The 13,148-nt window shown below is 50.4% G+C and carries 15 protein-coding genes; 10 read left to right on the forward strand and 5 right to left on the reverse strand.

Annotated elements, in window-relative coordinates; translation table 11 throughout:
- Positions 1–91 precede the first annotated feature (91 nt).
- The 3 genes from LX87_RS10025 to LX87_RS10030 all read left to right on the forward strand — a co-directional run bounded on the left by LX87_RS10025 (position 92) and on the right by LX87_RS10030 (position 3,753).
- Positions 92–2,614, forward strand: coding sequence for a glycosyl hydrolase family 28-related protein (locus LX87_RS10025; RefSeq protein WP_111628062.1), 2,523 nt, complete (start codon positions 92–94; stop codon positions 2,612–2,614).
- Between the two features lie 434 nt (positions 2,615–3,048).
- A complete protein-coding gene (locus LX87_RS28560) occupies positions 3,049–3,255 on the forward strand; it encodes a hypothetical protein (RefSeq protein ID WP_146624465.1) in 207 nt (68 codons plus the stop codon).
- A 228-nt stretch (positions 3,256–3,483) separates the two neighbouring features.
- Positions 3,484–3,753 (forward strand): hypothetical protein, encoded by a 270-nt coding sequence (locus LX87_RS10030; RefSeq protein ID WP_146624466.1) that lies wholly within the window; start codon positions 3,484–3,486, stop codon positions 3,751–3,753.
- 133 nt (positions 3,754–3,886) lie between these two features.
- On the opposite strand, the gene LX87_RS10035 is transcribed toward LX87_RS10030, so the two are convergent.
- A complete protein-coding gene (locus LX87_RS10035; RefSeq protein WP_146624467.1) occupies positions 3,887–4,249 on the reverse strand; it encodes a hypothetical protein in 363 nt (120 codons plus the stop codon).
- A gap of 254 nt (positions 4,250–4,503) precedes the next feature.
- Complete coding sequence (locus LX87_RS10040; RefSeq protein WP_111628065.1) at positions 4,504–5,256, reverse strand: SDR family oxidoreductase; 753 nt, start codon at positions 5,254–5,256, stop codon at positions 4,504–4,506.
- 42 nt (positions 5,257–5,298) lie between these two features.
- Here LX87_RS10040 and LX87_RS10045 point away from each other — a divergent pair, with 42 nt between their 5' ends.
- The 3 genes from LX87_RS10045 to LX87_RS10055 are packed head-to-tail and all read left to right on the forward strand — an operon-like array spanning position 5,299 to position 8,095.
- Positions 5,299–6,201: a histone deacetylase family protein gene (locus LX87_RS10045; protein WP_111628066.1), complete on the forward strand. Its 903-nt coding sequence runs from the start codon at positions 5,299–5,301 to the stop codon at positions 6,199–6,201.
- Positions 6,202–6,258: 57 nt separating this feature from the next.
- Entirely contained in the window at positions 6,259–6,774 is a 516-nt protein-coding gene (locus LX87_RS10050) for a hypothetical protein (RefSeq protein ID WP_111628067.1), read from the forward strand.
- 16 nt (positions 6,775–6,790) lie between these two features.
- Positions 6,791–8,095, forward strand: a complete 1,305-nt coding sequence (locus tag LX87_RS10055; protein ID WP_111628068.1) for a hydantoinase/oxoprolinase family protein — start codon at positions 6,791–6,793, stop codon at positions 8,093–8,095.
- An 84-nt stretch (positions 8,096–8,179) separates the two neighbouring features.
- Here LX87_RS10055 and LX87_RS10060 read toward each other — a convergent pair whose 3' ends face one another.
- Together LX87_RS10060 and LX87_RS10065 are read right to left on the reverse strand one after the other, a co-directional pair.
- Entirely contained in the window at positions 8,180–9,157 is a 978-nt protein-coding gene (locus tag LX87_RS10060; protein WP_146624468.1) for a transglutaminase domain-containing protein, read from the reverse strand.
- Positions 9,158–9,325: 168 nt separating this feature from the next.
- A complete protein-coding gene (locus tag LX87_RS10065; RefSeq protein WP_111628070.1) occupies positions 9,326–9,865 on the reverse strand; it encodes a DUF6580 family putative transport protein in 540 nt (179 codons plus the stop codon).
- A gap of 112 nt (positions 9,866–9,977) precedes the next feature.
- Here LX87_RS10065 and LX87_RS28960 point away from each other — a divergent pair, with 112 nt between their 5' ends.
- Positions 9,978–10,154 carry a hypothetical protein gene (locus LX87_RS28960; RefSeq protein ID WP_211325289.1) on the forward strand — a complete coding sequence of 59 codons (177 nt, stop codon included), beginning with the start codon at positions 9,978–9,980 and terminating at the stop codon, positions 10,152–10,154.
- A 59-nt stretch (positions 10,155–10,213) separates the two neighbouring features.
- Here the strand turns inward: LX87_RS28960 and LX87_RS10070 are convergent, their stop codons facing one another.
- Complete coding sequence (locus LX87_RS10070) at positions 10,214–10,771, reverse strand: RNA polymerase sigma factor (protein WP_111628071.1); 558 nt, start codon at positions 10,769–10,771, stop codon at positions 10,214–10,216.
- 408 nt (positions 10,772–11,179) lie between these two features.
- Here LX87_RS10070 and LX87_RS10075 point away from each other — a divergent pair, with 408 nt between their 5' ends.
- Genes LX87_RS10075 through LX87_RS10085 form a run of 3 tightly spaced genes read left to right on the forward strand, consistent with a single transcriptional unit; the run spans position 11,180 to position 13,080 of the window.
- Positions 11,180–11,734 carry a DinB family protein gene (locus LX87_RS10075; protein ID WP_111628072.1) on the forward strand — a complete coding sequence of 185 codons (555 nt, stop codon included), beginning with the start codon at positions 11,180–11,182 and terminating at the stop codon, positions 11,732–11,734.
- Between the two features lie 46 nt (positions 11,735–11,780).
- A complete protein-coding gene (locus tag LX87_RS10080; RefSeq protein WP_111628073.1) occupies positions 11,781–12,194 on the forward strand; it encodes an EVE domain-containing protein in 414 nt (137 codons plus the stop codon).
- On the forward strand, positions 12,184–13,080 hold the full coding sequence (locus tag LX87_RS10085) for a class I SAM-dependent methyltransferase (protein WP_111628074.1): 897 nt from the start codon (positions 12,184–12,186) through the stop codon (positions 13,078–13,080). The genes LX87_RS10080 and LX87_RS10085 overlap by 11 nt, the downstream gene beginning before the upstream one ends.
- Positions 13,081–13,148: the final 68 nt, after the last annotated feature.

The raw sequence follows: 13,148 nt of genomic DNA on the forward strand, positions 1-13,148 counted from the left end.
AAAGCGAGTTGTAGTAGTTAAAAAAGACCGTAACAAACCGTATAGCTACTCTACAAAATCATTGGTGTACCGGGTAGCTAAAGACAATAGGATGAAAAATAACTGGATAATACTCCTGATTTTGCTGGGCAGTCTGGCAGGAATAGAAGCGCAGAACCCCTTGCTGAAGGCTACCGGAATCGCTAACCGCGCCAACCTGTGGTCCGTTGCCGGGAAAAACCAGGGGCAGAATAGACCGACCGCCGTAGAATCCGGCAGCGCTTCCTTTGCCGGGCTGACAATTTCGAACTCGCTGTTTATTTTCCACCATACCGAGTCGGCCGTACCCGGAGATTACATCGCCCTGCAAGGCCATTTTCCCGCCGATGCAGAGGTGGGTTTACGGATAAATAACAGAAAGAACTACCTCCTGCTGCGGCCGCTTCAGCAGGGCAACGGCATTTTCCAGACCCGTATCCCGCCCGACCTGCCGCCTGGACAGTACGAGATTTTTGTAAAAACCGGCAATCTCCGTTCGAAGGCGGCTTTAATAAACCATCCGGTGGCCGATTGCTTTAATTCACCTCAGGTGTATAGCGGGGCCGATATGGTCGTGAAAGGCCGTGATCTGGTTATGCCCGGTCAAACGCCCACCATCCGGTTTGTTCAGCAGGGGAGTGGCGCGGTCAGCTACGGAACCTACGAGCCGAAAGGAAGCTACGGTTTCAAGCTCAGATTTAAGGCACCCCGGGAACTGGTAGCCGGAAAGAAGTATACGGTTTTTGTCAGCAACGGATTCGGCGAAGCGCAGGTTAAGGACATGCTAACGGCCATTGCCCCGGCCACGGATTATTACCAGTTGAGAGTTGCTTTCCACGCCAGCTTCACGGCGGCAATTGTCAACAACGTCTACGACCTGACCCGCGACAATCGGCTCGCGGCCCATATGAAGCCCGGGGATGCCACAACCAACTACCGGGACGCGATTCAGGCGGCCATTGATCAGGCCAGTGCCGATGGGGGCGGGGTGGTGAAAATACCTAAAGGAACCTATCAGTGTACCGGCACGACCGGAACCGGCCTTACCCTAAAATCCAATGTGATTCTGGAAGGAGCGGGACAGGACCAAACCACGCTTGAATACGCGGGCTTTAAAAGCCGGTTTTTGTTCAGTCAGGCATCCGACCGTACCATCGGACTGGCTAATATTCGGCTGGTTAACAAAAGTGAGGGGGGAGATGCCGCCGAAAAGTCAGCGGCTGCAATCTTTAATAACGACGTACTTTTTTTGAAGAATGTCCGCTGGAACGTCGGCGTTGGTGACAGAATTTTCATTCGGGGAAGCAATAACGTTGTTATTCAGAACCTAAAGGCGACAGAGACTAAAGCCGGTTTGGGCGGGCCTTTACGGGTCAGCGGTTGTCGGTATGCCACTGTTCAGGAGTCGGAATTTTCGCTGGCGCAGGCCGTGCAATTTGTGAACGCCGACCGGTGTTTTATTGAGGATAATAAATTCATCCGGAATAACGGCATTCCTGTCAGCGAAAATCCGCCCACGACGGTGCATATCATCACCAACGAATTTATGTCGAATTCGCTGGTGGCTGGTAATCAGTTTCTGGTGGCGAATGGAGCCAATGCCCGCATTGCCGGTCGTGATCCCAACGGTCACCGGACCAAAGTGCGGAACAACGATGGAGAAAGTATTATTAGTGAAGGCGGAGGGCCAAAGCCGCCTTTTCTCCACAAAGGCAATGTGACCAGTGCAACCGCCACAACCCTGACGGATGCCGATCAGCACTTCGGAGCCATCGAAAACAGACCTTACGTATCCATTATACGGGGCAAAGGCATGGGACAGGTGCGCAAAATCACGGCGGTAACCGGTACCACCCTAAGCCTGGCAACGGCCTGGGATATTATGCCGGATCAGACCAGCGTTTACGCTACTTTCTGCTTTGGTTTACAGGATGTTGTCTATTACAACAACCGATTTGAAAACCAGCAGCGGGGCATTACCCTATACAAAACGGCCCTTTCCCGGGTCGATCTGGTGAAGAATACACTGATCAATTCGGGAGCTATTGATTTACAGCCTACCCAAAACATTCGCAACCACGGTAAAACCTTCCAGTTTACGCCCGTGTATGACGTCAGTCTGGTCGGGAATGAAGGGTCTTCGGTTTCCGATCAATACCAGGGCTGCTCCATGGGTTTACAGGTGATTCAGGACCGGATTGCGGAAACCTGGGGAACCGCCTGCATTGGTCTGCGGATGAAGAATAATACGCTCCGGCAGCAAATTCCGAATCAACTGGTAATTGTTGAGGACAATTATTACCCGTCGTTCAATGCGTATATGACGTTCTTCCGGAAAACATCTGCCGGCACGAATCCTGCTACTTACTTCAAGGACAACGGTGTGCCCCTGATTCTGGGTACAATTATCCAGGATTGTACGGTTCAGAACGCCGAAAAGCCTGTTTCGCTCGGCACGGGTACGTACTATACGCTGATCGCCGGGTTAAAAAAGATGAACTCGGCCGCCAATACCGTCTTCGAGAAAAAACCGGTCCCCGCCCCCGGTGAGCCAGCGCCGTCTGGCAGCCAGTATACGCTCACGTTACCGGAATAGGATTGCCCGCTAACACGCTGTAGCCTGAAAAGGATAAATCGAAAAGTTGGGTATTTGTCAGACAAGATATCGCTCCAGGACTTTACTAGTGCGTACTTTGCTATGAGTAAAATAACCGGTAGTGGGATATGGAGTTGGTTTAGTTTTTGCTAGCAATTAACCAACTCTGTCACTGCTTACCGTAAGATTGTTATGACTACGTTTTCCTGGATGAATACCCCGTATATAAGACGGTTTTCCAGCTTCTGGACTCAAGTTAATAGCACTGTAGTGCGCCCTCGACCCCGAAGATACTGACCCTGAAAATAGGAGTTCACAAACGGCCTGATCCGACGCTGGAGCCGAGTGAACTAGCTATGTACGTGAGGAATGGTTACTCTGGCCCATTCTCCATTTTTTGAATAGTCTCTACCTACCGTAAACTAACTTTTTTAATGACACCAATTGAACGAAGGCTCCGTCGTACTCCCAACCGAATAAAATTTCGGTGTACGGCTTTTACTGCAAATGGAACTCCCCTGGTAAGCCGCCATTTCTATGCGTATGGAGAGGAGGGGGCCCGCATCCAGTTTGATGAATGGCTGGAAGTTCACGCACCAGCCGCCTACAATCCGGACACCATTCTGGTAACGGTTGTGTAACGAGTTCGGAATTTTCTTATACGTATACAGTCAACTTGATAGGAACCCCAGCATATACATGCTGGGGTTATTTTTTGCCTAAATCAGCGTTTTATGGGGTGAAGCGGAATTTAACACGAAACCAGCGGTAAGTTTTATCGGCTAGAGACGGTGTTTTTTAATCAAAAACGGTTGTTGGCTGGTTAAGCAACATAAATCACCAAGGAAACTCTAAAAATGCTGGTTATTATGAAAAGATTTCTTGTCGTCCTTCTAACGGTTTTTACCTCTTTCTCGCTGGTAAGCTGTGATCCGCTGGACAAAAAGTACAATAAGGAACAGTATTCGGAAGTAATGGCTGAACATGCCGATTCTGCAAGCCGTTCGGCTTTCAACCGGGCAATGGTTGATAATGAAATCAATGATATAAGAAATGAAGATTTTACGTATCAGGAGTTGATTGACCAGGGGAAAACCCTGCAACGGAAAGAACAGCCGGGTAAAAGTGTAGCCCGTTGAAAGTGATTTTTATTTGTTGTACACACATAAAACCCCGACTAGGTAGTCGGGCTTTTTAATTAGTAGGACAGAGAAATTTATAGATAATTAGAGCAGAGAAAATGCCAGGGAATGGAATGTGTTGCGGTACGATCTAAACGTTCAGAAGGTCTAATTCCTGATCAATCTGTTGTTTGAGCTGCACCAGAATTTGGCTGTGGGTATATTTTCGTTGCAGCCGATCCGGTAATTGCGATTGCGAAATGGATTCTCCTTCAGAAATAGATTCGGCTAAAAGGACATTTAAGGTATCCAGTACATGTTGTTGCAGTCGGGTCAGCTTAAAAACCGTCTTGGGGTTAGCAGTCGGGTTTTGCTCCAGCTTTTCGATCAAATCGAGCAAGGTCGTATGTTGTTGCTGGATCTCATTCACCATTGCCAACCAACGGTTTTCGATAACCGTGTAGTTCGGTAAATTGGTATCCTTATTGTGCACCATTTTTGAAAAGCTATCCAATTGATAAAGCTTAATTGAATGTACTGTTGCGTAAAACTACATAGGTATTTTTACAATAAAAAGTATCAGCACTTATTTTTTTAGAAAAACTTCCGTAATTTCCTGTAGAAACCGTCTGCTTATTGAAACTGTTTAAACTTTTCTTTTTCCGCTTCAACTTCCTGCTGATATCAGCAGGAAAGTGAAGGTCTATCTTTAGTCTCCGCTACCTTGCCGATCTATTTACCCGGGGCCCTGCCAGAAAAGTTACCGCATCAGGGCACATAAATCATTTTGCGTGTCATTCCGCCATCGACAGTAAAGTTCTGGCCCGTAATGAACGAATTGGCGTCATCCAGCAGGAATAAAATCATTCGGGCAATATCGTCGGCCTGCCCAACCCGCCCGGCCGGGTGTTGGGCATGATCTTCCGGGCGTAACGGTTCATTCCGCGCTTTTCCTTTTTTCTTCAGGGCCGATACATCGATCCAGCCCGGACTGATGCAGTTGACCCGGACGGCGGGGCCTAAACTGATCGCCAGCGAATGGGTCAGGGCAAAAATACCGCCTTTCGAAGCGGAATAGGCAAACGTGTCGGGTTCGGATTGAAAAGCCCGGGTGGAGCAAAGATTAACGATACTGCCCTGTTGTTCGGTCAGGTGCCGGGCGGTATATTTGGCGCAGAGGAAGGGGCCGGTCAGGTTCGTGCCAATCACGTTGTTCCAGTCTTCGAGCGAAAACCGGTCGAGCGGCTTCTCCACCATAATGGCGGCATTGTTGATCAGGTGATTGATCTGCCTAAACCGATCGAGGGTAGCGCGGACCGCGTTTTTGACGGCGGTTTCGGAGGTTATATCGCAATGAATAACCTGTGCTTTCGCGTTCGACGCCTTCAGAGTTCCCGAAAACTCCTCAAGGGCCTCCGTGTCGTTCTCCCAGACAGCGACCTGGTAGCCGTGGGTCAGTAGGTACTGCGTCGTGACGCGCCCAATTCCCTGCGCTCCTCCCGTAACAATAACTGTTTGCATAAGCGGATACGTAAATCTAACTGCCCGCTAACTTACCGACGGATGTTGAAAATTGCTTATAATTCTATTTACCGACACGAATTACCCGAAGGTCATCGGTTTCCTATGCTAAAATACGAACTGATTCACGATCAGTTGCTGTACGAAGGGACATGTAAGCCGGATAATTTTTTTTCACCGGACCCGGTCGATGACCGCTGGGTGCTGACGGTTCATACGGCGGAGTATGTTCGGCAACTGAAAACGCTGAGCGTACCGGCGGTGATGATGCGTCGCATCGGGTTTCCGCTATCAGAGGGGCTGGTACACCGCGAATGGGTCATTGCGCAGGGAACCATTGATTGCAGCCGGATTGCCCTGAAAGACGGTGTTGCGCTGAACATCGCGGGCGGAACCCACCATGCGTATCCGGACCGGGGCGAGGGCTTCTGCCTGCTCAACGATGTGGCCGTAGCGGCCCGGTATCTGCTCGACAACCAGCTCGCCAGCAAAATTCTGATCATTGATCTGGACGTACACCAGGGCAATGGGACGGCGATTATCTTTCAGCGCGAACCCCGCGTTTTTACATTTAGTATGCACGGAAAAGACAACTACCCGCTGCACAAGGAACACTCGGATCTGGATGTTGAATTACCGACCGGAATGACCGACGAAGCCTACCTCAACCGGTTGTTCGCTATTTTACCGGACGTAATAAAAAAACAAAAGCCCGATTTTCTGTTTTATATTTCCGGCGTCGATATACTGGAGTCCGACCGGCTGGGGAAGCTGAACATCTCCCGCGAAGGCTGTAAACAACGCGATGCCTTTGTATTTGAACTGGCCCGTCAGCACGGTTTGCCGGTGACGGTATCGATGGGCGGTGGCTATTCACCCCGGATTGCGGACATTGTAGAAGCGCATTGCAACACGTTTCGGTTAGCTGAAAAACTTTACTTTTAAGGCCGTTCGTTGATCAGAACGGAGGGCCTGTTTTTAACGAATCAACCTGAATTAACGATGAAAATACAGTTTTTAGCGCTGCTGCTTGGACTGATCACGACAGGGCCGGTTCTGGCCCAGCAGACCTCGCCTGATTCGTCGAAGGCTTCGTCGGAACAAACCCAGCGACGGTTGCGCCGAATCGAAACCCGCACTACGACCACCAAACTGTATCCCGAACGCGATTCAATCCTGGTATTGCTTAAAAACCGAATGGCGGTTTTAAACCCCGGAACAAGAGCGGCCAGCGAACTGACGGCCTGGTTTACCGAAGAGGCCCGCATTGCCGATATCGACGGTCATATGAAAACGCCGACAGAATACCAGACCTCCACCGGCAAACTGGGCTATCGGAATTACCGGGTCCGGAAGCTGGAAATTAATGAGAATCAGGCTCAGGCCGTGGAAGTCTATACGATTGCGCCGGACGGAACAACGGGTGCGGTGCCTAAAACTGCTACGGCTACCAGCCAGCTCCGTAAGGGCCCGGACGGTAAATGGCGGATAACCGAAATGCGTATAACATCGAAGTAAACCCCGTCCGATTATCATGAGTCGATACCGTTTTAGCATTGATTTGGGAGAAACTTTTACAGATTTCGTCATACTGGATGACACCGGACGGTTGTCCATCAAAAAAATACCGACCACGATTCATGACTCAATCCATAATCTGGTGGAAGACCTGAGGTATTTCGTGATGGAGTGTAAGATTGAAATTGCCGACATTGAAGCGTTGGTGGTGGGAATCAGTGTGCAGATGCCACCGGATCGGGCCATCAACTGCGCCCGTGATCTGGAACAGCAGCTGCTGGCCGCTGGCTGGCCCAGTCCGCTGCAACTGGTGACAAATCACGGGCAACTGTTGCGAATCCACGAAGCCGCCGAAAACCCGGAAGCCATTATGTCGCCCCGGATCGGTGGTCTGATGACCGGACGGTATTTTGGCGAACAGATGGAGCAGAAAAATCTGGTGGTTCTCCGGATCGGGGGCGCTTCTGCGTTTTTATCGTTGCAAACAGAACTGTCGGCCCGGTCGATGGATACGCTCGACCAGTCGCTTGAGAAGTACGGCCTGAGTCTTCCGATCGGAGGGAACAGTTACATTGGGCTTAACGACAAGGGGGAACCTGTTTTACAGCCTGAACACGCCACGCCCGGCCCCGGCCCGGCCTGCTTTGACCGGGGGGGCGATCTGCCCACGCTGACCGATGCCGACCTGGTGCTGGGGTATCTGAACAAAGACTATTTTCTGTATGGCGCCATCCCGTTAAAGATCGAATTGGCGAAAAAAGCCATCCTCAAACACCTGGCAACGCCCCTGAATATTTCGGTGGAAGAAGCGGCCATGCGGGTTTCCTCAGGAGTTGATGCGACCATTGCGGATCACATCCGTAAACTGACCGGTGCTCATACCCGGAATCTGGAATCGTATAGCCTGCTGGCGTTCGGGGGCGCGGGGCCGGTCCATGCCTGCGAGATTGCCCGGCTGGTGGGCATATCGCAGATGGTTGTTCCGGTCGGAGCGGGCGTATCGTCAGCGCTGGGCTACTTGCTGGTTTTATCCGAAAACGATCCCGACTGGCAAATACCCAAAGCCATGCAACGGGCCGGTTACTACAACCCAACCCGGCGACTGGGCGACTTTTACGCCCTGAAAGGGTACCGCTCGGTGTATTACGAAAAAGATCTGACGCCCTGCGGATGCCCAATTTACGACCGCGCCGGTATTCGCTCGGATGATACACTATCAGGACCGGCCATTATCGAAGGCCCGGAAACAACCGTTGTCATGCGCGAAAAGAGCTACGCCCGAATGGACGCCTTCCGGAATCTGCGGATTAGTATGCGGTGAAAAGAGACATAAGAGGAGAGACAAGAGACAAGAGAAGAAAGAGATGGAAGTCTTTTGTCTCTTGTCTTTGCTCTTTTATCTTTTCTACGAATTATAAACGGAGAACGACGCAATGCAATCGTATTTCCGAACGCGGGAATAGCCGCGGGGTCGGGCAAAAATGTGGAGGGTTGACCAGCCCCGGACGGGCACCTGAAACTGAAGATGCTGGAGGGCGCCCGAACGCGAAACCGTCACCGGAACTTCGGTTCCCTTCGATTGGCCGAATCGACTGATGGTGCAAAGGTACTCTACCGATTGCTCATTTTGTAGGGTTAACCCGGCGGTTCCCTGCACCCGTAATTGCCCATCACGCGGGAAAGTGGGGCTGAAACCTAACTGAAAGTACGGATCATAGAGCTTGGGAAACCGGTCAAATTCGCTTTTGCTGAGTGGCTGACTGAGCAGTTGCCAGCGTGGGTCGGTCGGAAAATGCTGCGATACAAAGAGTTCCGGCGGGGTCAGAAAGTAAAAATCGTTGCTGCCCGCACCCTCTGAAGCCGTGGTGACGGCCCAGGCCAGATCCAGCAAGTACCATTCATCCTCAATCTTGACGGCATTCCATTCGTGGTCAATCATCTTGACCGGATGGCCCGCTTCGCGGTCTTCGGTTCGGGCGTAGCCCCGGATGGTGATCGCTTCAACACCGGCCCGTTTGAGCAGGTATTTAAAGAGCAGGGCATACCCCGTACAAAGCCCTTTGCGTTGGCGCAACACCCGGTTAGCATATTCAAATTCGGAGTAATACCGTTGCGAACTCCGGTTATTGACGGCAGCCATATCGTAGCGAATATGGGAAACCATCCAGGCGTAAATCACCCGTACTTTGTCCATATCCGTGCGGGCCGGAGCCGTCAGGTAATCCGATAATGCGGGGATACTGCGGGCGTACGAGTCCGGCGTATTGCGGGCGTAGGCATCAATCCGGCTGTAATGATCGGTGGGCAGAAATGCCGTAGTTGGGGGCTTTAGTCCAACACTGACAAACAAAACAAAAACGATGGGCAGGATTCGGCGACACATATTCTTCAACGCTTCGACGATAAAACTGAAAAATCCGCCCGTTTATTGTTAGCCGCCGTTTTGGGATGGTGACCGCATCCTGATTCCAAGCAGGTTAGCTGTAAAAAAAAGACCGTACCTTAAAAAGGTACGGTCGCTGTAATCTATTGTGATGTAGGGTAACCGTGGTTACCGGGCCATTTTCAGAACCGGGAACTGCCGCTGGAGAAGATAATAACTGCCGAATAGAACAGCGCTAAATGTCAGATCGCCCAGCACACCGTTCAGGAAAAACGATTGCCCGTTGTAAAATGCCAGACCAGCCGCGTAGCTGGCCAGCAAACCCTGCGGATTCTGGGGATAAAAAGGACTTCCGTACCACACGGCGAAGTTGGTAATCAGGAAGAACAAGGCGGACGACAACAGCGAGACACCGGCTACCCGGGTTACGGTAATGTTCCGTAAGAATACCAGCCCCAGCGCCCAGATCGCGGCAAATGTTCCGTAGACGGAACCCATGCCGCTGTGGAAACCGATCAGCACATCGCTCAGCAGCATTGCCGCCAGCGGAATGATCAGGCCGAGTGATTTTCGCTCAAATGTGGCCGCGCCAAACAGGGCCAGGGCGGCAACAGGCGTAAAGTTATAAGGATGCGGGAGCAGCCGACTCAGGGCCGTCAGCAAAATAATGGCGGTCAACGATACCGTACGAATGTGAATGCGCTTCATGGCGTGAAGTTACGTTGAAAATTAAAAACTGTCAAAACCCGGTTCGGTTTGAACGGCTAAACGCGCTTTATTTCCCGGTATTTGCACCCTATATAACCTGGACAACCTGGAAATGATTCTCGAAACAGACGGGCAGGCGGTTTTTATACCAAACCCGTCTGCTCTGGAAATGATTGCCTGGGGCAAACGGGCCAGCTCCTGCGGAAAAACGGAGTCGAGCCTTATCAAAAAGAGAAAGAGGAGGTATCTGGCAGGAAACGGTAGCAGCAGCGTTTGTGAGAAAATGTAACACCGGCAGCCTGGAAATGCGCCATCATTGCCAGACTACCGGGATTCGCGTTCGTAAAATTAATACCGCTGGTAAAAAATCAGGATGTCTTTGACTTTATCACGGACCCGTTTCAGCCGCATTTTTACGGCGCTGTCCTTTACCTGTAATAGTATAGCCATTTCTTTGATGTTCATGTTTTCTTCATACTTCATTCGCAGGTACTTCGACTCAATAGGGGCAATTTTGTTCAGGATTAGATCCACCATTTCATACCGTTCTTCCATTCCGGCATGGTCGTTGTTTTCGGCCAGGGTTTTCATGATTTCACCATCCAACTCCACACAATCAGTCTGACGACGGCCCATTTTCATACGGTCCATGCAGTAGTTTGTTGATACGGTGTACAACCAAGTTGAAAAGGATGATTTTCCCTTGAAATTGTGTAAGCCCGACATCACCCGAATAAAAATATCCTGCATGTAATCTTCTGCATCAGTGGGGTCCTTGGTAATGGTCAGACATCGGCGGTATACCTTGTTGGAATAACGTTTGTAAAGCTGACCAAAATAATCGCTTTGTTGAGTCGCTAGATAATACTGGACCAGCTCCTCGTCGGTGTGACGGTTAGTGTTCATAAGATGAATAGTTACAGAGATTTGTGAACTATGTATCGAACACAAAGAGGAGGCTGACTCTTTGAGTAGTAATACTGAGCTACCGCTCAATAGTTCAAATCTATTGTTTGCTTATACAAATGTCAAGCCGTAATGTAATATTCCGGTCAGCATCTTTGTAATGTTCTATTTTTAGAAGAATCTGACCGAGTGGAAATGAAGGCGTAGAAAAGAATCAGGAAAAACTAATGATGTGTATTTGTGTAAACTAGACGCACCGTATGTTTTAATGAAGATTCTTTAATAATTTATATTTAACCGGTTTTGATAAACTAAATAGGGATGTAATGAATAATGAACAAACCCTCTTACCTTTGTTGAAAAAAGAGAAAGAAGGTATCTTCCTCCCCAAATCATATCCATTAGAAAATGGTACAGAACGACGAATTAATACGAATCATTGATTTGCTCAATACAACCTACGAAGGCGAAGAAGCCTGGCATGGCCCCTCATTGGTGGAAGTATTGAGTGGCGTTTCGCCCGAAATGGCCGGCCACCGCCTGACGCCTAACACACACTCAATTGCGGAACTGGTTTTTCACATGACGAGCTGGCGCATTTTTTGTGTCAAGAAAATGCAGGGCGATAAAGATTTCGATATTACAACCCCGGAGAAAAACTTCGGATCGTTTCAGACGATCGACGATTTTGAGTGGGAAGCCCTCCAGATGGAACTGAGTCTGAGCCAGGAAGAATTGATCAACGAACTCGACAAGCGCGATGATGACGAATTCCTGGAAGACATCGTTCCCGGTCGCGATTATACGTATTATGATATGCTGCATGGGGTGATCAACCACGACACCTACCACTCGGGGCAAATCTCGCTCATCAAAAAGGGACTGAAATTCAAAGGACTGGACGACGATCACATGCGCGACGAATACGGTTCGGGCTACGGCGACGACTTCGATAATTATTAATCCTTGCCGTCATTAACCAATCCAATCCTTGCAATCCTCCAATCCATTGAATTACTGGCTTGTTAAGTCGGAACCGGACGCCTACTCGTGGGATCATTTTGTGAAACAGGGAAAAGCCGTCTGGGATGGTGTGCGAAACTATCAGGCGCGTAATAACCTGGCTTCCATGCGGGTGGGTGATCAGGTGCTGTTCTACCACAGTGTAACGGGCAAGGAAGTGGTCGGACTGGCCCGGGTCTGCTGCGAATCGTATCCCGATCCGACGGTGCCGGACGATCCGCGCTGGGTGGTTGTTGAACTGGAACCCGTCACGGCTTTCCCAAAACGGGTTTCGCTGCAACAGCTTAAAGCCGAACCGCTGCTACAAAATCTGGCCCTCATCCGGCAATCCCGGCTATCGGTGGTGCCCGTTAGCCCCAATGAATTTGAGTGTATTTTAGCCCTGGCGCATGCAACGTAACCAACTCGAACTACTTACTCCCGAAAGCTGGTCTTCCTACGAATTGATTGATACCGGTGGTTTTGAAAAACTGGAACGGTTTGGCTCGTTTGTGCTCAGCCGCCCCGAACCGCAGGCCATCTGGCCCAAGTCATTGCCCGACGCCGACTGGCAACACCGTTCCCATGCCGTTTTCAAACGCGACAAAGGATCGCAGGAAAAAGGCGAGTGGGTGCTGCGTTCCGCAATGGACGAAAAATGGTTTATTCCCTACCGCTCGAACGGTTTGGATCTGAACTTCAAACTGTCGCTTTCTTCGTTTAAACACGTCGGAATTTTTCCGGAGCAGGCCGTTAACTGGCCCTATATTCATCAGAAGGTAAAGCAGTTGCCGGTCGAAAAACCACGGGTTCTGAATCTGTTTGCCTATACCGGAGCGGCTTCACTGGCAGCCCGGCAGGCCGGGGCCGATGTAACCCACGTTGATGCGGTGCGGCAGGTCATTTCCTGGTCGCGGGAAAACATGGAAGCCAGCGGACTCGACAACATTCGCTGGGTGGTGGAAGATGCCCTGAAGTTTGTCCGGCGCGAAGTTCGGCGGGGCAACACCTACAACGGTCTGATTCTGGACCCGCCCGCGTACGGTCGCGGACCCGAGGGCGAAAAGTGGCTGCTGGAAGAACACCTGAGCGAACTGCTTCAGGCTTGTGCGGAATTACTGGATCGGCAAAACTATTTTCTGATCATTAATCTGTATTCGCTCGGCTTCTCGGCGCTGATTCTCGAAAACCTGATGCGCGCTCATTTTGGCGAGCGCCCCAACACCGAATTTGGCGAATTGTACCTCATCGACGGTTTTGCGAAACGCCTTCCGCTGGGCGTCTTTTATCGGTTTTCTTCCATCTAAAAACTATATTTGCAGTAGGAAATACCGCCGTGCTGATGCCGGTTTGTGGCATTGGTACGGGCGGGAAT

It is taken from the genome of Larkinella arboricola (genome assembly GCF_003259745.1).
Taxonomy (GTDB): Bacteria; Bacteroidota; Bacteroidia; order Cytophagales; family Spirosomataceae; genus Larkinella; species Larkinella arboricola.